This window comes from Klebsiella sp. R445 (assembly GCF_051131755.1).
Classification (GTDB): domain Bacteria; phylum Pseudomonadota; class Gammaproteobacteria; order Enterobacterales; family Enterobacteriaceae; genus Klebsiella; species Klebsiella lignicola.
In genome coordinates, this window is the sequence record NZ_CP180446.1 from 2,167,265 (window position 1) to 2,187,284 (window position 20,020).

At 56.7% G+C, this 20,020-nt stretch carries 19 protein-coding genes and 1 tRNA gene; 8 read left to right on the forward strand and 12 right to left on the reverse strand.

Annotation, left to right across the window (positions count from 1 at the left end):
- Window positions 1-2: 2 nt before the first annotated feature.
- The 8 genes from dinB to ACMYSN_RS10160 all read right to left on the reverse strand — a co-directional run bounded on the left by dinB (window position 3) and on the right by ACMYSN_RS10160 (window position 7,253).
- On the reverse strand, window positions 3-1,058 hold the full coding sequence (dinB, locus tag ACMYSN_RS10125; protein WP_462497907.1) for a DNA polymerase IV: 1,056 nt from the start codon (window positions 1,056-1,058) through the stop codon (window positions 3-5).
- 135 nt (window positions 1,059-1,193) lie between these two features.
- A complete protein-coding gene (nqrM, locus tag ACMYSN_RS10130) occupies window positions 1,194-1,409 on the reverse strand; it encodes a (Na+)-NQR maturation NqrM (RefSeq protein ID WP_174510492.1) in 216 nt (71 codons plus the stop codon).
- 2 nt (window positions 1,410-1,411) lie between these two features.
- Window positions 1,412-2,635 carry an NADH:ubiquinone reductase (Na(+)-transporting) subunit F gene (gene nqrF, locus ACMYSN_RS10135; protein WP_462497908.1) on the reverse strand — a complete coding sequence of 408 codons (1,224 nt, stop codon included), beginning with the start codon at window positions 2,633-2,635 and terminating at the stop codon, window positions 1,412-1,414.
- 11 nt (window positions 2,636-2,646) lie between these two features.
- Window positions 2,647-3,243, reverse strand: coding sequence for an NADH:ubiquinone reductase (Na(+)-transporting) subunit E (gene nqrE, locus ACMYSN_RS10140; protein WP_123755565.1), 597 nt, complete (start codon window positions 3,241-3,243; stop codon window positions 2,647-2,649).
- A 6-nt stretch (window positions 3,244-3,249) separates the two neighbouring features.
- The gene (locus ACMYSN_RS10145; RefSeq protein ID WP_123755564.1) at window positions 3,250-3,888 is read right to left on the reverse strand and encodes an NADH:ubiquinone reductase (Na(+)-transporting) subunit D; all 639 of its coding nucleotides are present in this window, start codon (window positions 3,886-3,888) and stop codon (window positions 3,250-3,252) included.
- Window positions 3,881-4,675, reverse strand: a complete 795-nt coding sequence (locus ACMYSN_RS10150; protein ID WP_462497909.1) for a Na+-translocating NADH-quinone reductase subunit C — start codon at window positions 4,673-4,675, stop codon at window positions 3,881-3,883. The genes ACMYSN_RS10145 and ACMYSN_RS10150 overlap by 8 nt, the downstream gene beginning before the upstream one ends.
- A complete protein-coding gene (locus ACMYSN_RS10155; protein WP_462497910.1) occupies window positions 4,668-5,906 on the reverse strand; it encodes a Na+-translocating NADH-quinone reductase subunit B in 1,239 nt (412 codons plus the stop codon). Before ACMYSN_RS10155 ends, ACMYSN_RS10150 begins: the two co-directional genes overlap by 8 nt.
- Before the next feature lie 3 nt (window positions 5,907-5,909).
- The gene (locus tag ACMYSN_RS10160) at window positions 5,910-7,253 is read right to left on the reverse strand and encodes an NADH:ubiquinone reductase (Na(+)-transporting) subunit A (protein ID WP_462497911.1); all 1,344 of its coding nucleotides are present in this window, start codon (window positions 7,251-7,253) and stop codon (window positions 5,910-5,912) included.
- 412 nt (window positions 7,254-7,665) lie between these two features.
- Here ACMYSN_RS10160 and dpaA point away from each other — a divergent pair, with 412 nt between their 5' ends.
- Window positions 7,666-8,406 (forward strand): peptidoglycan meso-diaminopimelic acid protein amidase, encoded by a 741-nt coding sequence (dpaA, locus tag ACMYSN_RS10165; protein WP_462497912.1) that lies wholly within the window; start codon window positions 7,666-7,668, stop codon window positions 8,404-8,406.
- On the opposite strand, the gene ACMYSN_RS10170 is transcribed toward dpaA, so the two are convergent.
- Together ACMYSN_RS10170 and lpcA are read right to left on the reverse strand one after the other, a co-directional pair.
- Window positions 8,377-9,144 (reverse strand): class II glutamine amidotransferase, encoded by a 768-nt coding sequence (locus ACMYSN_RS10170; protein WP_462497913.1) that lies wholly within the window; start codon window positions 9,142-9,144, stop codon window positions 8,377-8,379. The two genes, dpaA and ACMYSN_RS10170, sit on opposite strands and share 30 nt — an antisense overlap.
- 127 nt (window positions 9,145-9,271) lie before the next feature.
- Entirely contained in the window at window positions 9,272-9,853 is a 582-nt protein-coding gene (gene lpcA / locus ACMYSN_RS10175) for a D-sedoheptulose 7-phosphate isomerase (protein ID WP_123755557.1), read from the reverse strand.
- Between the two features lie 237 nt (window positions 9,854-10,090).
- On the opposite strand from lpcA, the gene fadE reads away from it, so the two are divergent.
- The 7 genes from fadE (at window position 10,091) to ACMYSN_RS10210 (ending at window position 18,969) form a co-directional block, all read left to right on the forward strand.
- Window positions 10,091-12,535 carry an acyl-CoA dehydrogenase gene (gene fadE / locus ACMYSN_RS10180; protein WP_462497914.1) on the forward strand — a complete coding sequence of 815 codons (2,445 nt, stop codon included), beginning with the start codon at window positions 10,091-10,093 and terminating at the stop codon, window positions 12,533-12,535.
- A gap of 152 nt (window positions 12,536-12,687) precedes the next feature.
- Window positions 12,688-13,458 carry a nitrilase family protein gene (locus ACMYSN_RS10185; protein ID WP_462498238.1) on the forward strand — a complete coding sequence of 257 codons (771 nt, stop codon included), beginning with the start codon at window positions 12,688-12,690 and terminating at the stop codon, window positions 13,456-13,458.
- 315 nt (window positions 13,459-13,773) lie between these two features.
- On the forward strand, window positions 13,774-14,901 hold the full coding sequence (locus tag ACMYSN_RS10190) for an AI-2E family transporter (RefSeq protein ID WP_462497915.1): 1,128 nt from the start codon (window positions 13,774-13,776) through the stop codon (window positions 14,899-14,901).
- Complete coding sequence (locus ACMYSN_RS10195) at window positions 14,891-16,414, forward strand: outer membrane factor lipoprotein domain-containing protein (protein WP_462497916.1); 1,524 nt, start codon at window positions 14,891-14,893, stop codon at window positions 16,412-16,414. The genes ACMYSN_RS10190 and ACMYSN_RS10195 overlap by 11 nt, the downstream gene beginning before the upstream one ends.
- Window positions 16,411-17,505, forward strand: a complete 1,095-nt coding sequence (locus ACMYSN_RS10200; RefSeq protein WP_462497917.1) for an HlyD family secretion protein — start codon at window positions 16,411-16,413, stop codon at window positions 17,503-17,505. Before ACMYSN_RS10195 ends, ACMYSN_RS10200 begins: the two co-directional genes overlap by 4 nt.
- 8 nt (window positions 17,506-17,513) lie before the next feature.
- Window positions 17,514-18,542 carry a DUF2955 domain-containing protein gene (locus tag ACMYSN_RS10205; protein ID WP_462497918.1) on the forward strand — a complete coding sequence of 343 codons (1,029 nt, stop codon included), beginning with the start codon at window positions 17,514-17,516 and terminating at the stop codon, window positions 18,540-18,542.
- Between the two features lies 1 nt (window position 18,543).
- Window positions 18,544-18,969 carry an ion channel gene (locus tag ACMYSN_RS10210; RefSeq protein WP_123755551.1) on the forward strand — a complete coding sequence of 142 codons (426 nt, stop codon included), beginning with the start codon at window positions 18,544-18,546 and terminating at the stop codon, window positions 18,967-18,969.
- Window positions 18,970-19,043: 74 nt separating this feature from the next.
- Here the strand turns inward: ACMYSN_RS10210 and ACMYSN_RS10215 are convergent.
- Window positions 19,044-19,120, reverse strand: a tRNA-Asp gene (locus ACMYSN_RS10215).
- Between the two features lie 132 nt (window positions 19,121-19,252).
- Window positions 19,253-19,984 carry a DNA polymerase III subunit epsilon gene (dnaQ, locus tag ACMYSN_RS10220; RefSeq protein WP_195723679.1) on the reverse strand — a complete coding sequence of 244 codons (732 nt, stop codon included), beginning with the start codon at window positions 19,982-19,984 and terminating at the stop codon, window positions 19,253-19,255.
- Window positions 19,985-20,020 lie beyond the last annotated feature (36 nt).

The following is a 20,020-nucleotide window of genomic DNA, read 5'->3' on the forward strand; positions in this document are numbered from 1 at the left end:
TGTTATAATCCTAATACCAGCTGTCGCTCGAGCTGCGGGTCGAGTAACGTGACGTGTAACCCCACCAACCTGACCCCGCGGCCGCCCCGCCGCTCATGCCAGGCTTTATGGGCCGTTGAAATTAGATCGGCTTTGTTCAGCCGCGGCCAGACATGCTCCTGGGTGGTCAGTTGAAAATCATTAAACTTCAGCTTCACTCCCTGACGGGCGATCAGCAGGTCCGGTTTGACCTTCACCAGCCGCCGTTCCAGCTCCTGGTAGAGGTTTTCGATGATCGCTTCGCAATCGGCCCACTCATGGATGTCCTCAATCAGGGTACGCTCAACGCCCACCGATTTACGCTGCCGGGTATTGTTGATCTCGCGCTCGTCGATCCCCTGACTGCGCTCCCACAGAATACGACCAAGTTTGCCAAAGCGCTGGAGCAGCATTGCAAGGTCGCTTTTCTGGACATCTTCACAGGTACGCAACCCCATGCCTTCCAGCTTCGCCGCCGAGACCTTCCCCACTCCGGGGATCTTCGCCAGCGGCAGCGTGCGCACAAATTCTGCGACCTGATGCGGCGCAATCACAAACTGGCCGTTGGGCTTATTCATATCGGAGGCAATCTTGGCTAAAAATTTGACCGGCGCGATCCCGGCGGAGGCGGTCAGCTGGAGTTCGTCGAAAATGCTCCGGCGGATCTCTTCGGCCATCAGCGTGGCCGATCCCTGACAGTGAAGGCTGTCACTGACGTCGAGATAGGCTTCATCCAACGACAGCGGTTCAATCAGCGAGGTGTAGCGTGAGAATATTTCGCGAATATGCGATGACGCGGCCTTGTAGGCATCAAAGCGGCCGGGGAGCAGCGTCAGATGCGGGCACAGTTTGAGGGCCATCGCGGTGGGCATGGCGCTACGCACGCCAAATTTACGCGCCGGATAGTTAGCCGTACTGATAACGCCGCGCTGTACCCGGCTGCCGCCGATGGCGATCGGGATATCCCGTAGCGCCGGGTTGTCACGCATCTCGACCGCCGCAAAGAAGCAGTCCATATCGACATGAATGATTTTACGCATAGTGAGCCCCCACTTACCACTGGACAAGTATACAGCACAAATGAGGTAAATGAGAAGTGTACGAGGATCGCTCTGACATAAAGAAAATGCCCGGCATCGCTATGCGCTGCCGGGCATCAGGGGAGCAAGAGACGCTCAGAGGATACGGTTTTGCTGGCGTTGCGCCTCGCGGGCCAGGCGTTTTTTACGCGCATCGCACGGCTCAGGGCAATCACACACCTTTTCGATTCCCAGCGCAGTGATACCGCCACAGCTACCCTGGATGCTTTTACGCTTGATCAGATACCCCAGAGACATTCCGAGGATCACCAGCGCGAAAATCACAAAGGTTGCCACAAACACCGTCAACATCATCAACCTCCAAAGTCATCCAGCATGATGTTTTCATCCTCAACGCCAAGATCTTTCAGCATCTTGATCACCGCGGCATTCATCACCGGCGGCCCGCACATATAGAACTCGCAGTCTTCCGGGGCCGGGTGATCGCGCAGGTAGTTTTCATACAGCACATTGTGAATAAAGCCGGTATGGCCGTTCCAGTTGTCTTCCGGCAGCGGGTCTGACAGAGCAACGTGGAAGGTGAAGTTCGGATTCTCACGGGCCAGCTGTTCAAACTCGTCGTCGTAGAACATTTCACGCAGCGAACGCGCACCGTACCAGAAGCTGATTTTACGCTTACTGTGCAGCCGTTTCAGCTGGTCGAAAATATGCGAACGCATCGGCGCCATACCCGCACCACCGCCGATAAAGACCATTTCAGCGTCGGTGTCTTTGGCAAAGAACTCGCCAAACGGCCCGGAAATCGTCACCTTATCACCGGCTTTCAGCGACCAGATATACGAAGACATAATCCCCGGCGGGGCGTCCGGAACCTTCGGCGGCGGCGTGGCGATACGCACGTTAAGCATAATAATGCCTTTCTCATCCGGGTAGTTCGCCATTGAATAGGCGCGCAGCGTCGGCTCTTTGACGTCGGAAACGTAGCGGAACAGGTTGAATTTATCCCAGTCAGAACGGTACTCGTCCGGCACATCGAAGTCCGCGTAGGCCACTTTGTGCGACGGGCACTCAATCTGGATATAGCCCCCGGCGCGGAACGGAACGGCTTCGCCATCCGGCACCCGCAGCTTGAGCTCCTTAATGAAAGTTGCTTTGTTATCATTCGAGATAACTTCACACTCCCATTTTTTCACCCCGAAGATCTCTTCCGGGAGCTCGATCTTCATGTTTTGTTTTACCGCGACCTGGCAGGCCAGACGACAGCCCTCTTTCGCCTCACGCTTGGTAATGTGGGACAGTTCGGTAGGCAGGATATCGCCGCCGCCCTCTTTTATCGTGACCCGACACTGGCCACAGGAACCACCGCCGCCGCAGGCTGAAGAGACGAAGATGCCGTTGCTGGACAGCGTGTTCAGCAGCTTATCGCCCGCCGGGGTACGGATCTGTTTGTCCGCTTCATTGTTAATTTCAATGACCACATCACCAGCGTTGACCAGCTTCGATCGTGCCACCAGGATCAGCCCCGACAGCACCAGCACGATCATCGTGAACATCACTACGCCAAGAATAATTTCCATACTTTCCGCCCTTATAGCTGCACACCGGAGAATGACATAAAGCCCAGCGCCATCAGACCCGTGGTAATAAAGGTGATCCCTAACCCGCGCAGACCGGCGGGCACATTTGCGTACTTCATTTTTTCACGAATGCCCGCCATCGCGACAATGGCCAGCATCCAGCCGATGCCGGAACCGAAGCCGTAGACGATGGATTCAGGGAAGTTGTAGTCACGCTGCACCATAAAGGAGACGCCGCCGAAGATGGCGCAGTTCACGGCGATCAGCGGTAAGAAGATCCCCAGCGCGTTGTACAACGCCGGGAAATACTTATCGAGGATCATCTCCAGAATTTGCACCAGCGCGGCGATAACGCCGATGAAGGTGATAAAGTTCAGGAAGCTGAGATCGACACCGTCCGCCAGCGCGCCGTCGCGCAGCACCAGGTTGTAGACCAGATTGTTGATCGGTACCGCCAGCCCCAGCACCACCGTGACGGCAACGCCCAGGCCAAACGCCGTAGAGACCTTTTTCGACACCGCAAGGAAGGTACACATCCCGAGGAAGAAGGCCAACGCCATATTCTCAACAAACACGGCGCGAACAAACAGGCTAATGTAATGAGCCATAATCGGTTACTCCTTTTCCTGCTGTTCAGGCTTCCAGCTACGCAGCGCCCAGATCAGCAGACCGATAATGAAAAACGCGCTCGGCGCCAGCAAAAACAGCCCGTTTGGCTGATACCAGCCCCCGTTCTGTACCGTTTCCAGCACGGTGATACCAAACAGCTTGCCGCTGCCGATAAGCTCGCGCAGGAAGCCAACAATCATCAGGATCGCGCCATAACCGAGGCCGTTGCCGATACCGTCCATAAAGCTGGCCATCGGTGGCGACTTCATGGCATAGGCTTCCGCACGCCCCATCACGATACAGTTGGTGATGATCAGCCCGACAAACACCGACAGCTGTTTGGAGATCTCATAGGCAAATGCGCGCAGCAGCTGATCGACCACGATAACCAGCGAGGCAATAATGGCCATCTGCACAATGATGCGCACGCTGTTGGGAATATGGTGACGGATCATGGAGATAAACATGCTGGAGAACGCCGTTACCAGCGTCACCGCGATGGTCATTACAAATGCGGTCTCAAGCTTAGTGGTCACCGCCAGTGCGGAACAGACGCCCAGCACCTGCAATGCAATCGGGTTATTCGCGACGAGCGGCCCGACCAGCACCCGCTTCATCTCTTTCATTTCGCCCTGTTCAGCCATTATTCAGCCCCCCCTCACGAACTTTTTTCAGGAACGGGCCAAAACCCATTTCGCCCATCCAGAAATCAAAGCTATGCTGCACGCCATTTGAGGTCAACGTCGCACCGGACAGCCCGTCAACGGCGTGAATATCACCCGCTCGCGCTCCACCTTTCACCACTTTCAGCGCAGGGTGACCGTTGTCATCCAGCGCCTGCTTGCCGACGAACTGCTGGCGCCAGTTCGGGTTTTCGACTTCGCCCCCGAGCCCCGGCGTTTCGCCCTGATCGTAATAAGTGATGCCTTTAACCGTACGGCCATCGGTGTCCATCGCAACGAAAGCGTACATCATCGACCACAGACCGTTGCCGTAGACCGGGAGCACCACTTCCTGAACCTGCTGCTTTTCATCGCGTACCAGGTAAATTTCCGCCAGATTGCTGCGGCGCTTAATCCCAGCCGGATCCTGGCTGGCATCAAGTGCGATACTTTGTTCCGGGTCTTTCAGCGCCTGCGACTGATTGAATTTACCCGGGTCCTGATCCAGCAGCTCGCCGGTGGTTAAATTCACCAACCGCGGGGAGATACGGGCGGCAAAGACGGCGGCCACCTCATCCGGGGTCATGTCAGGTTTCATCAACCCGGAGACCGCCAGAATGTTGCGTTGTTTATCCAGCGCGCGCTGCTCCTGCTGACGCGATTTCAGGCCAACCGCAGAGCCGGCGACCACGATAGAGCAGACCAGGCAAAGCACCAGCACCACCAGCAGCGTTTTGCCGATGCTATCGTTACTTTTTTTCTCAGCCACGCGATTTCCTCCGCTTAATATTGGCCTGCACCACCAGGTAATCAAACAGCGGCGCAAAGAGGTTGGCGAAGAGGATCGCCAGCATCATCCCTTCCGGATAGGCCGGGTTGACCACGCGGATCAGCACACACATCACGCCGATCAGCAGGCCATAGCTCCATTTCCCTTTATCGGTAAATGACGCCGACACCGGGTCTGTCGCCATAAACATCATGCCGAAGGCGAAACCGCCCAGCACCAGGTGCCAGTACCACGGCATGGAAAACATCGGATTCGTGGACGAACCAATGAAATTGAACAGCGTAGCCGTGGCGATCATGCCAATCATGACCCCGGCGACAATGCGCCAGGAGGCGATGCGCCCGAAAATAATAATTGCCCCGCCGATCAGGATCATCAGCGTCGACACTTCACCGATAGAGCCGGGAATATTGCCCAGGAAGGCATCCATCCAGCTAACGGGTTGGCCGCTGGTGACATTCACTAATGCCTCACCGCCGCCGCTCGCCCACTGGGACAGCGGCGTCGCACCGGAGAAGCCATCCGCCGCGGTCCACACCAGGTCACCGGAGATTTGCGCCGGATAGGCGAAGAACAGGAACGCACGTCCCGCCAGCGCCGGGTTGAGGAAGTTACGCCCGGTACCGCCGAAAATCTCCTTGGCGATGACAACACCGAAGGTAATCCCCAGCGCCGCTTGCCACAGTGGCAAGGTTGGCGGAACAATCAGGGCGAACAGAATCGAGGTGACGAAGAAGCCTTCGTTGATCTCGTGCTTACGCACGATAGCAAACAGCACTTCCCAGAACCCACCGACCAGGAATACCGTGATATAGACCGGGAAGAAGAACACCGCGCCCAGAGCCATCATGCTGAGCCAGCCCGCGTCTGCGCTGAAGCTTACCCCCAGCCACTGGGCCACGCTATAGTGCCAGTTGCCGGCGATAACCTGCTGCAGCTGTTCCGCGCCGTACAGTTTGTCCAGCGCCGGAATGGTTTGCAGACCGACGTTGTACATCCCCCAGAACATGGCCGGGAACACCGCAAACCAGACCAGAATCATCATGCGCTTGAGGTCGATGGCATCACGGACGTGCGCCGCGCCTCGGGTCACCTGACCCGGGGTATAGAACAGCGTCGCCGTCGCTTCGAACAGCGGGTAGTATTTTTCCAGCTTACCGCCATGTGTAAAGTGCGGCTCAATTTTGTCGATCAGTTGCTTTAAGCCCATCACTTATCCTTCCTGCTCAATCTGGGTTAACACGCTTCGCAGCGCCGGGCCATATTCATACTTGCCGGGGCAGACGTAAGTGCACAATGCCAGATCTTCTTCATCCAGCTCCAGGCAGCCCAACGCCTGCGCACTGTCGGTATCACCCGCCAGCAGGTCACGCAGCAATATGGTGGGCAGAATATCCAGCGGCATTACTCGCTCATAGTTGCCAATTGGCACCATGGAGCGCTCGCCACCGTTGGTATCGGTCGAGAAGTTGAACAGCTTGTGCTTGAGGAAATGGCCAAGCGTGGTGCGGGTAATCGAGAATTTGTCTTTGCCTGGCATCACCCAGCCAAACAGCTCTTTTTCTCGGCCCTCTTTGACCACGCTCACCTGCAGATGGAAGCGTCCAAGGAACGCATGCGGCCCCTGTGCGCGGGTCCCGCTCAGAACAGAGCCTGAAATAACACGGTTCTCGCCGTCGAGCAGCTCCCCTGCCAGCAGTTCATCAAGGCTCACGCCGCTGCAGGTTTTTATCAGCCGCGGCTCTTTGACCTGCGGGCCACCAAGCGCAATCACCCGCTCGCTGGAGAGCTCCCCTTCAAGGAACAGCCGACCGATGGCAATCGCATCCTGATAATTCAGGTGCCAGACCTGCTTTGTCAGGCTGACTGGCTCAAGGAAATGGATATGGGTGCCCGCCAGCCCCGCCGGATGCGGCCCGGCGAACTGGTTAAAGGTCACCAGCCCCGAGCAGTGGCCGCCAAGCTTGCCGCCGCTGGCCTGGCAAACATGCACTTTGCCGTCCGTCAGGCTCGCCAGCAGGGTGAGGCCGGCGTCGAAGGCTTCGCGCTGGGCGAAAATAATCGGTTGAGGATCGGCGGCCAGCGGGTTGGTATCGATGGCGGTAACAAATATCGCCGCCGGAACGCTGTTCGGTGCCGGGGTTTTACTGAACGGACGCGTCCGCAGCGCAGTCCACATCCCGGAAGTCAGCAGCTGTTGCTGCACCGTTTCCCGCGACAGCCCGGCAAGATCGTCAGGCGCATAACGGGGGAACTGAACAGCATCGTCGCCGTCAACATCGATCACAATGGATTGCAGAACCCGGCGCTCGCCGCGATGGATGGCGCTAATCACGCCAGCAGCTGGCGCGGTAAAGCAGACTCCGGGATTCTTTTTGTCCTCGAACAGCGTCTGCCCTTTTTGCACCCGGTCACCTTCACGGACAGCTAATGAGGGGCGCATGCCGACATACTCTTCACCCAACAGCGCGACGCGTTTAACCGCAACCTGAGAAGTTATCTGCTGTGATGGCATGCCAGCTATGGGCAAAGTCAGCCCTTTCGTGATTTTAATCATATCGTTAGCAGGTATCCGTAACCTAAACCCCGGTATCAGACCGAGGCCAGCAACATTGATGGGAAATCAGAGAAATAAGGAGACGCGTGGTCCTGGCGATTCACAAGACGGGAGAGAAGCATCCTTTCTTACCCTGATCATTAAGCGGGGGAAGTGTAACATTTCATACGTACCTGCTGTAGATAAACTGTGGCAGCGTAGCTACAAAATGAGACCTGTTGCGCAAAGTTCTGACTGCGCTTTCATCCGGGATTAGTTATAAAGGGGAACTAAATTGTAAAAGCAGCAACGCTGCGCTTGCGAAAAACTGCCGTGATGCTAATGTGAGCGCTCTAAATCCAGACAAGTCTGATTTCGGGTCTCTCTTGCCGTCCTGGCAATATTGTTTTTGGTTTATCAAGGAACATGCAGTATGCGCAAAATCGCATTGTTTATTGCGATGCTTCTGTTGCCGTGCGTTTCATTTGCTGGGTTACTCAGTAATGGTGGCTCGACGACGCCGGTTAGCAAAGAATATAAGCAACAATTGATGGGCTCCCCGGTTTACATCGAGATCTTCAAAGAAGAGCGCATGCTCGATCTTTACGTCAAAATGGGTGAAACCTACCAACTCCTCGACAGCTACCGAATCTGTAACTATTCCGGTGGTCTTGGGCCGAAGCAGCGTCAGGGTGATTTCAAAAGTCCTGAGGGTTTTTACAACATCACACGCGGCCAGCTCAAACCGGATAGCCGGTTCTATAAAGCGATTAATATCGGCTTCCCGAACGCTTACGATCGCGCGCATGGTTATGAAGGCAAGTACCTGATGATTCACGGTGCCTGTGTATCGGTGGGTTGCTATGCCATGACCGATGACGGTATTGATGAGATTTTCCAGTTTGTCACCGGCGCATTAGTGTTTGGCCAGTCAAACGTCCAGGTCAGTATTTATCCTTTCCGCATGACCAACGCCAATATGGAACGCCATAAATACTCTTACTTTGCAGATTTCTGGAAACAGCTGAAGCCAGGCTACGACTATTTCCAGCAAACCCGCAAACCACCGGTTATCTCGGTGATGGATGGCCGTTACGTGGTGAGCAAACCGCTTAGCCATGAAGTTATCCAGCCGCAGCTGGCATCAAACTACACGATCCCCCAGGCAAAATAACGCCCACTCGCCTGGCATGATTTTATTCCAGGTCTCATTGCCGGTCAGTGGCTGAGTCGCGATAACAGAGACCACATCGTTCGGTGTGGTCTCTCGCTGAAAATCGATTTCCACATCCTGATCCAGCAGCGTGGCCACACCAAACGGCGCGCGTCGCGTAATCCAGTACAGGTTCGTTGAGCAGAACGCCATCACGTATCGCCCATCCGACAGCAGCATATTGAATACGCCTTTTTCCCGCAGCGTTCCCGCCAGCGTAGCGATGTAACCGAACGCTTCAACCATGTCATCCGGCGTCCCCGAATAACGCTCCGTGAGGCAGTGCAGCAACCAGCAAAACGCTTTTTCGCTGTCGGTTTCCCCCACCGGCTGAAGGTTGCCCGTTTCCAGGGATTCATAACCTTCTAACTGGCCGTTATGTGCATAGGTCCAGTTGCGACCCCACAGTTCTCGGGTAAAGGGATGGGTATTTTCCAGCGCGACAATACCGCGGTTTGCCTGGCGAATATGGGCAATCACCGAGCATGATTTGATGGGATAGTCTTGTACCAGCTTCGCGATGGGCGACTGGAAGCTTGGCTGAGGATCTTTGAATGTACGACAGCCTTTACCTTCATAGAAGGTGATACCCCAGCCATCTTTATGCGGGCCGGTTCCGCCACCGCGCTGAACCAGCCCGGTAAAGCTAAAACAAATATCTGTGGGCACATTCGCGCTCATCCCGAGCAATTCGCACATACATCACCTCATACCACGCAGCTTACACACAAAAGGGCGGGTTCTTTCCATCTGGATGCGGCCAGGCTTGTTGCCCGCTAGCGGCCAACAGCACTGCCCACAAGAGCATGGCGAACCCACTCGCCTTTTAAGCTTTAACCATCTCTTTTTCGATCAGCATGATCAGAATATGGATCACTTTGATGTGAATTTCCTGAATGCGATCGGCATAACCAAAATGCGGCACGCGGATTTCAACATCGGCTGACCCTGCCATTTTGCCACCGTCTTTACCGGTCAGGGTGATGACTTTCATCCCCTGCGCACGGGCGGCTTCAATAGCCTTGATGACGTTGCCGGAGTTACCGGAAGTGGAGATCCCCAGCAGTACATCGCCGGAGCGACCCACGGACTCGACGTAGCGGGAGAAAACGTACTCATAGCCAAAATCGTTACTGACGCAGGACAGGTGGCTGACGTCTGAAATCGCAATCGCCGGGTAGCCAGGGCGATTCTCACGATAGCGCCCGGTCAGTTCTTCCGCAAAGTGCATCGCATCGCAGTGGGAACCGCCGTTACCGCAGGAAAGGACTTTACCGCCGGCCTTAAAGCTATCTGCCAGCAGTACCGCTGCACGCTGAATCGCGTGGATATTAGCGTCATCCTGCAGAAAGTTAGCCAGCGTTTCCGCTGCTTCGTTCAGTTCGTTACGAATAAGATCCTGGTACATGAGGATAATCCTTCAGTATGAGTGGAATAACCCTGGCAGTGTACCGGATAGCCGGCTAGGCGAGAAGCAGCAGGCAGCGTAATCCACCGTGCTTTTGATTTTACGTGCCGCTTTTACGAACAACAATGTGAGCGAGGTTGTAATTATTTTGTAAACACATTGCTAAAGAGAATCACATCCACTACAACCATATCATCACAAGTGGTCAGACCTCCTACAAGACAGAGGCATTTCTCTATGATGATTTTGAGTATTGTTGCAACCGTTGTTCTGCTCGGTGCGCTGTTCTACCACCGGGTCAATCTCCTGCTGAGCAGTGCGATTTTGCTTGCCTGGACCGCAGCGCTCAGCGTTGCCGGCCTGTGGAATATCTGGCTGCTGTTGCCGCTGGCGATTATTCTGCTGCCGTTTAACTTTGCGCCAATGCGCAAATCACTGTTCTCGGCGCCGGCATTCCGGGCGTTCCGCAAGGTCATGCCGCCGATGTCACGGACCGAGAAAGAAGCCATCGATGCCGGGACCACCTGGTGGGAAGGCGACCTGTTCCGCGGTACGCCGGACTGGCAGAAGCTGCACAACTATCCGCAGCCGCGTCTGACCGCTGAAGAGCAAGCGTTCATCGACGGTCCGGTCGAAGAAGCCTGCCGCATGGCAAACGACTTCGAAATCACCCACGAGCTGGCCGACTTACCGCCGGAGCTGTGGGCCTATCTGAAAGAGCATCGCTTCTTTGCGATGATCATTAAAAAAGAGTACGGCGGCCTGGAGTTCTCCGCTTACGCTCAGTCTCGCGTGCTGCAAAAGCTCTCCGGCGTTTCCGGCATTCTGGCGATTACCGTCGGCGTACCGAACTCCTTAGGGCCGGGCGAACTGCTGCAACATTACGGCACCGACGAGCAGAAAAACCACTATCTGCCGCGTCTGGCACGTGGTCAGGAAATTCCGTGCTTTGCCCTCACCAGCCCGGAAGCGGGTTCTGATGCGGGCGCCATCCCGGATACCGGCGTGGTCTGCATGGGCGAATGGCACGGCGAGCAGGTGCTGGGTATGCGCCTGAGCTGGAACAAACGCTACATCACCCTCGCGCCTATCGCCACCGTGCTGGGGCTGGCGTTTAAACTTTCTGACCCGGACCGCCTGCTCGGCGGCGAAGAGGAGCTGGGCATCACCTGCGCCCTGATCCCTACCACTACGCCAGGCGTTGAAATTGGCCGTCGCCACTTCCCGCTGAACGTCCCGTTCCAGAACGGTCCGACTCAGGGTAAAGACATTTTCGTCCCTATCGATTACATCATCGGCGGCCCGACCATGGCCGGTCAGGGCTGGCGGATGCTGGTAGAATGTCTGTCCGTAGGACGCGGCATCACCCTGCCGTCGAATGCTACCGGCGGGCTGAAATCCGTCGCCATGGCGACCGGGGCCTATGCCCACATTCGTCGTCAGTTCAAAATTTCCATCGGTAAAATGGAAGGTATTGAAGAGCCTCTGGCACGTATCGCCGGTAACGCCTACGTCATGGATGCCGCCGCGTCCCTGATCACCTACGGCATTATGCTCGGCGAAAAACCGGCGGTGCTGTCGGCTATCGTGAAGTATCACTGTACCCACCGTGGACAGCGCTCGATCATCGACGCGATGGATATCACCGGCGGGAAAGGCATCATGCTCGGCGAAGGTAACTTCCTGGCCCGTGCCTATCAGGGGGCGCCGATCGCCATCACCGTGGAAGGGGCCAACATTCTGACCCGCAGCATGATGATCTTCGGCCAGGGGGCGATTCGTTGCCATCCATATGTGCTGGATGAAATGGCCGCCGCGCAGAACAATGACGTGACGGCTTTCGACAAGCTGCTGTTTAAGCACATCGGCCATGTCGGTAGCAATAAAGTCCGTAGTTTCTGGCTGGGGCTGACCCGCGGGCGCACCAGCAGCACCCCGACTCGCGATACCACGCGTCGTTACTACCAGCACATGAACCGTCTGAGCGCCAACCTGGCGCTGCTGTCCGACGTCTCCATGGCGGTACTTGGCGGCAGTCTGAAGCGTCGCGAACGTATTTCTGCCCGTCTGGGTGATGTTTTGAGCCAGCTCTATCTCGCCTCGGCGGTGCTGAAACGCTATGACGATGAAGGGCGCAATGAAGCCGATCTCCCGCTGGTTCATTGGGGCGTTCAGGATGCACTGTATCAGGCAGAACAAGCCATTGATGAACTGCTGAAAAACTTCCCGAATCGTCTGGTGGCCGGTGCCCTGCGCCTCGCTATCTTCCCGACCGGTCGCCACTATCAGGCCCCGTCCGATAAGCTGGACCATAAGGTGGCAAAAATTCTGCAGGAACCGAGCGCCACCCGTTCTCGCATCGGTCGTGGCCAGTACCTGACGCCGGACGAGGACAACCCGGTTGGTCTGCTGGAAGCCGCGCTGCTGGATGTAATGGCCGCCGATCCGATTCATCAGCGTATCTGTAAAGAGCTGGGCAAAAACCTGCCGTTTACGCGCCTCGATGAACTGGCCCGCAACGCGCTGGCCAAAGGGTTAATCGATCAGGATGAAGCCAACACGCTGACCCGTGCGGAAACCAGCCGTCTGCGCAGCATTAACGTTGACGATTTCGCCCCTGAGGAGTTAGCCACCAGGCCGGTAAAGCAGCAACAGAAGTTCCGTAAGACTGAAGCAGCATAAAATAAGACACTAACCACATCACGAGCACCACCAGGGCGGGGGATTTCCCCCGCCTTTTTTCATTTTTTTAACAAAAAATTCCGCAAGATATCGCGAGACTGATATGGTGTTAAAATTACCCTGATGCCCTAATGATGATGGAGTTCACCACTGTGCCTGGCCTGAAAATTACGTTGTTACAACAACCGTTGGTATGGATGGATGGTCCAGCCAACCTGCGCCATTTCGACCGTCAGCTGGAAGAGATTACCGGACGTGACATCATTGTTTTACCGGAAATGTTCACCACCGGATTTGCCATGGAGGCAGCAAAGCAGTCGATGCCGCAACACGAGGTGGTTGACTGGATGCAGGCCAAAGCGGTGCAAACCAACGCCCTGATTGCCGGTAGCGCCGCCCTGCAAACCGAACGTGGCCCGGTAAACCGTTTCCTGCTGGTAACCCCTGACGGCACCCTCCACTTCTATGATAAACGTCACCTGTTCCGCATGGCCGAAGAGCATCATCATTATGAGGCGGGCAACGAGCGGGTGGTGTTTGAATGGCGCGGCTGGCGGATTCTGCCGCTGATCTGTTATGACCTGCGTTTCCCGATATGGTCGCGTAACCATAACGACTATGATTTAGCGCTCTACGTTGCCAACTGGCCAGCCCCGCGCTCGCTGCACTGGCAGTCCCTGCTGGTGGCTCGTGCCATCGAGAATCAGGCCTACGTTGCAGGCTGCAACCGCGTCGGCACGGATGGCAATGGTCACCACTACCGTGGTGATAGCCGTATTATCAGCCCGCAGGGTGAAATTCTGGCCACCGCAGATCCCCATCAGGCCACCCGCCTGGATGCCGAACTGTCACTGACGGCGCTGAAAGAGTATCGCGAGAAATTTCCTGCCTGGCAGGACGCGGATCCGTTTACCCTGAACTGATCCCCCGCATCCCCCCGCTGGCCGGGGGGAAACCGCCATATCACCACTCCCCTGCCCGGCATTTTTCTTCCCCGTCGTCAAAAATAACGGGGGCGACCAACACCTATGCAGCTTGAAGTATGACGGGTATAAATAATATTTTTCTGGACGGATTATTTCTGTTCTACACTCATTAAGTGGATAAAATTCAACAAGAACGTGCCCCATTTTTTCATAACTTTCAGTTTTTTTTAAAATGATTCCATCTCCGTCCTGGTCCGGTTTTCCCCCTGGCCGGCTCGGTTGCGCGCGCATGCTCAGCGAGAAAAAACCATTATGGAAAATAATAATCTGCTTATTGTTGAAAAAAGACTGGTTGCCCGTTTTATGGATATGTTCATCCGCTTTGGACTTATCCTGGCGTTAGCCTCCTTCTGCTATACCGTATTTTCACCGTTTATTAATATGATGCTGTGGGCGGTGATCCTGGCGGTCACGCTCTATCCGCTGCACCAGTATTTTGCCGCGAAGCTGGGCGGGAAACAGGGCTGGGCCTCGACGCTCATTGTGCTGCTCGGCATTGTGCTGATCGTCGCGCCAACGGTGCTGATGATTAGCTCCCTCGTCGAGAGCGCCAGCACGATGATCGATAAACTTAGCGGTCAATCCTTCGCCGTTCCGCCACCACCTGAAAAAGTCGCCACCATACCTATCGTCGGGGAAAAAATAAGTACGCTGTGGTTGAAAGCCTCCAGCGATCTGCCGGGGCTGATTAGCAACTACCGCACCCAAATCGGCGACGTCGCCAAAGGCATCCTCAGCGTGCTTGCCAGCATGGGCGGAGGCATCCTGGGCTTTATTCTCTCGTTTATCGTGGCCGGTATCATCATGGCGTGGGGCGCTGCCGGTGCGAACAGTGCCAGGCGCATTGCCATCCGCCTGACGGATGAGAGAAAGGGCCAGTCATTAGTGAAATTGTGCTCCAGCACCATTCGCGCGGTGGCCCAGGGCGTCATCGGCGTCGCGCTGATCCAGGCGCTGCTGGTGGGCGTGCTGATGATCGTGGCGGGCATTCCGGCGGTGGGGATCTTCTTTGTGCTGGCGCTGATCCTCGGGATCGCCCAGATTCCGGTGATTCTGGTGACGGCACCGGCCATCGCTCTGATGTGGAGCTTCGGCGATCACGGCACCGTCATGGATATCGTCTATACCGTTTTGCTGATTATTGCCGGGATGGCCGATAACGTGCTTAAGCCTCTGATGCTCGGGCGCGGCGTGGATGCCCCGATGCCAGTGGTGCTGCTTGGCGCCTTAGGGGGAATGGCCGCCAGCGGTATTCTCGGGATGTTTATTGGCGCGACCTTGCTCTCTCTTGGCTACCGTATCTTCATGTCCTGGGTCGACGACGGGCAGATTGCCGATAGCCAGACCGTCGTCATACCGGACGACAAAGATGCCCCGTGACGGCCATGCCAGGCGCCTCCTGTTAACCGGAGGCGCCTGCTTTCTCATCAGCGCATGCACGACGCTGGGGCCCGACTATCATCCGCCGAAAACACCGGAGCTGACGCAATGGCAACCGGCGACGCAGCGGGTCACCTCCCGCTCAACCTACGCCGATTACGCCCAGTGGTGGACTCAGCTCAACGATCCAACCCTGACAGCGCTGATCAACGAGGCCTTGCGCAAAAACCCGGATGTGAAAATCGCTGGTTTGCGCCTGCTTGAATCCCGGGCGCAGCTGGGTATCGCAGAGAGTTTACTGGGACCGCAGGCGACGATCGCCAGCGGCGATCTGCTTCGCACCGGGCAGCAGCGCTCAGGCGATTACCGCTCGGGAAGTCGCTACAGCGCCGGCGTTAACCTCGGGTGGGAAATTGACTTCTGGGGCAAGTTTCAGCGCGGCGTCGAGTCCGCTGACGCCAGCTATTTTGCCACCCTCGCACAATACGACGATATTCAGGTGCTGATGGCCGCCCAGGTGGCACAGTGGTACGTCAATATCCGCATGCTGGAAGCCCGGCTGCAAATCACCCGCAGCAACGCGAAGATCCAGCAGCGCAGTCTGCAGATCACCGAACGGTTATTCCTCAGCGGCAACAGCGCTGAACTGGACGTCCAGCAGGCAAAAACGCAATACCTCTCGACGCTCTCTACCCTTCCCCAGTTGGAAACCGCTCTGGCGCAAAGCCAGAATGCCCTGGGCGCGCTACTGGCACGTAAACCGGGCCCGCTGCCTGAGATGGCAACCCGGACCGGCGAGATCCCGCAGGGAGAACTCTCTTTAGTCTCCGAAATTCCGGCCGATCTGCTGCGTCGTCGCCCCGATGTCAGGGCCGCGGAGCGTCAGCTGGCTGCCCAGTCGGCGCTGATCGGCGTCGCGGAAAGCGAGCTCTACCCGTCGATTTCACTGATCGGCAGCGTCGGGATCGGCGGGCAAACGCAGGCCAATAGCACGCTGAGCTGGGCGGTCGGGCCGACCTTCAGTTGGAATCTGCTGGATCGCGGCAGGCTCGGCAATCAGGTGCTGGTGCAGGATGCCCGCTTTCTTCAGCTTCACGAACGCTATCGCGATACCGTCTTTCAGGCCGCCCGCGAGGTCGATGATGCGGCCATTGCCTACGCCAATGATAAAGATGAGATCGCCTTGCTGATCCAGACGGGGAGCGCCGCCAGCCGCTCTCTGGCGATTGCCAACACGCAATACCGTGAGGGAATGGCCGATTTTCAGCGCGTGCTCGATTCGCAGCGCGCGCTGTTCAACCAACAAGAACGCCTGGTCAGTAGCCGCGGCGCGGCGATGCGTGACCTGATCGCTCTGTATAAAGCGCTGGGCGGCGGATGGGAAAAAGGGCGAGAGCGCCCACTCGTCGATGCCGAAACTGAATCGCACCTGCGCCAGCGTGAAAACTGGTTGCCGCTGCTGGATACCCCGCTTCCTTCCGCCACCGCCCCTACAGAAGGTTTTTCGCCATGAACACCTCATCCTCTTCAGCAGGCCGGGCCAGCCGTCGCACGGCTATCAGCCTGGTTATCCTGATTGTGTTGCTCTTGTGCGGATATTTAGTCACCGACAGGCTGACGCCCTATACCTCCCAGGCCAGGGTCCAGGCCTTCGTGATCCCGGTGGCGGCAGAAGTCACCGGGCAGATCAAGAAGGTTTATGTTCGGGACAATCAGCGGGTTAGCGCAGGTGAGCCGTTATTTGAAATTGACCCTGAGCCCTATGATATCGCCCTGGCGAGGGCGCGCTCGGACTACACCACGGTGCTCAGTTCGGTGAAAGCCGGTAACCAAAGCGTCGTGGCGGCAGAGGCCGGTCTGCAGGCCGCCACCACCGCTTATCAGAATGCTGCCAAAGACGCCGAGCGCCAGGAGCGGCTCTACCGCGAAGACCCCGGCACCATTTCCGTACGCCGTCTCGAAATTGCCCAGGCCACCCGGGAGACCGCGCGCAGCCAGATGGCTGCCGCCGCTGCCGACGTACGCCGGGCCATCGAAGCCGCTGGCGCTGCCGGAGATGATAACTCGCAGCTGTTAAGCGCCGTCGCAACGGTGCGTAAAGCCGAGCTGGACCGTAAAAAAAGCACCGTGCTCGCCGGCAGCGGCGGGTTGATTACCGATTTACGCAGCGAAGTCGGCCAGTTTGTGGGAGCCGGCGCCCCGGTAATGACGCTGATCGCCATCAATGATGTCTGGATCAACGCCGACATGACCGAAAATAATCTCGGACACATCCGGCCCGGCAACGAGGTGGCTATTCTGCTCGACAGCATGCCAGGGCAGCTTTTCAAAGGGGAGATCGTCAGCATCGGCTATGGCGTCAATGCCTCACAAACCCAACCGCCTGGCGTGCTCCCCACGGTGGAGAACAACCGCGACTGGCTCCGCCAGGCGCAACGCTTTCCGGTCAAGATTGCTTTTGTCAGCAATGATATGCCCCCGTCCACCAGCCTGCGAGTCGGCGGGCAGGCCGATATTGTGGTGTACACCAGCACCAGCTGGCTGCTCAACGCTCTGGGCTCGCTTTATATCCGCCTAATGAGCCTGTTCTCCTGGCTCTATTAAGGTGAATCATGCATAACGCAGACCACGCAGTACTGAGGATTGGCGGAGGTACCGCAGTGGCGGCGCTGGTCTGCTTCGCCAGCGCGCTACCTATGCCGCACCTCGGCTGTATCATGGCCTGGATTATGCTGTGCCAGGGGAAACCATTGCCGCTGAAAAAGGGCATCGTCATCGGCTGTGCGCTGATCGTCACCATGGTGGGCGGCGTTCTGATGGTGCCACTACTCACCTATTATGCCTTGCCCGCCGTCCTGCTCACGGCGCTGCTGCTGTATCAGCTTATGGTCATAGGGTTGAGCGGCAAGGCCACGCTGTCGATGCTGCTGGTGGTGGCGGTCGCAATCATTCCTGTCGCCGGGCTGGTCGATCAGGCACTGGCGATCGGTCTGGCGCAGATGCTGGGGATCGGCTTTATCACCGGGACGCTGGTTAATGGCCTGGCGGTGTCGCTATTCCCTCCGCTGCCACAGCCTGATTCGGCTCCGCCCGCCCCGGCATCCCCGGCGGTCAGCGCAGTTCACGCCAGAGCATTACGTGCGGTGATAATTGTGCTGCCGGTGTGGCTGCTGGCATTGAGTCACCCGACGTTTTATATCCCGGCGGTGATGAAAACCGTCATGCTGGCACAGCAGGCGACGACGCTTGAGACAAAGGCATCGGGAAAAGAACTGGTGCTGTCAACGCTACTGGGGGCACTACTCGCGCTGGGGTTATGGTTCGGCCTTAGCCTCTGGCCATCGCTGCTGATGCTGGTCCTCTGGCTGGGGCTGGCAAGTCTGTGGGTCGCTCGCCGTCTGGTACGCCTGGCCGTGAGCCGCTTTCCTCCCTCTTTCTGGAGTAACGTCTGGATAACCGCGTTGATCCTCTTCGGCCCGGCGATCCAGGATAGCGCCTCCGGCAAGGATGTCTGGACCGCCGCCGCCATGCGTTGTGCACTATATATCATCATCGCGCTGTATGGCTGGGCCTGTATCGCCCTCCTGGAACGCTGGCGTCCTCTGCCCTCCCCTTCAACAGCACCGCATCCTGGAGAGTAATATGTTGCTTCCGCTGCTGACGGGCATGCCCGTCATTCTGTGTAATATGCTTCTGCAATCGCTGGTTTCCGTGTGGTGTATCCGCTTTTATCTCAAGCGGTTTCAGCGCAAAGAGGGGTTATTTGCCGGGGTACTGGCGCTCTTTGGGACGATCATCATTATTTTGATGGGCAATCTGCTGCAAATTTTGCTGTGGGGAGTCTTGTTTGTCTGGCTGGGCGAGTTTCCGACGCTGCTGGAGGCGGTGTATCACTCCGGCGTTAATTTTGCGACGCTGGGGTACGGCGATGTGGTCATGAGTGTCAGATGGAAACTGCTGGGCCCGCTGGAGGCGGTCAACGGCGCGCTGATGATCGGTCTGTCCGGCGCCTGTATGCTGGCGGTGATGCAGCATCACATTCGTAAGCAGTTGAAATATATGAAATGAGATTGATGAATTCAGATACCAGGGACTGAAACGACGAAAGCCTGAATCATTGCTGATTCAGGCTTTCTGAATAGTGGCGGAACGGACGGGACTCGAACCCGCGACCCCCTGCGTGACAGGCAGGTATTCTAACCGACTGAACTACCGCTCCACTTACTGTTCCCTTGGGAACGAGGCGAATATTACGGATTCCCCGTAATCTCGTCAACGCTTTTTCTACACTTTTGAATCGGTTGCTGCAAAAATCGCCCGACAGATGATTTTTACAGCATTTTCTTGCGCATCAGGCACGCCACAGGCAGCTTCCGCCTTTCTTCTGCACCAGATCGAGTCGGGATTCGTGGTTCACGATCTCGTCATCAGTGGCATAAACGACGCGCAATTTACTGGCCGCACGGACAACCCGCTGTATGCCCATTTCACCGGCCTGCTGCTGTCCCTCGCCTTCCATTGAAAATGCCATGGTCGTCTGACCACCGGTCATCATCAGATACACGTCGGCCAGGATCTGGGCATCGAGTAATGCCCCGTGCAGCGTTCGCTTGCTGTTGTCTATTTCATAGCGGGAGCATAACGCGTCAAGGCTGTTACGCTTGCCGGGGAACATTTTCCGCGCCAGCGCGAGGCTATCGGTGACTTTGCAGAAGGTGTTTGTTTTCGCAATACCGCGATTCAGCTTGCTGAATTCATAATCCATAAAGCCGATATCAAACGATGCGTTATGGATGACCAGCTCCGCGCCGCGGATATAGTCCATAAACTCGTCGGCCACATCCGCAAACAGCGGTTTATCCATCAGGAATTCGTCGGCGATCCCGTGGACGCCGAAGGCTTCCGGATCCACCAGCCGGTCCGGCTTCAGATAAACATGGAAATTGTTCCCGGTGAGGCGGCGGTTAATCACCTCCACCGCACCGATCTCAATGATCTTGTGTCCCTCGTAGTGCGCACCGATCTGGTTCATACCAGTGGTTTCAGTATCGAGAACAATCTGTCGTGTAATTGCAGTGCTCATATCGGTCATTTATGTCAGACTTGCCGTTTATCTATC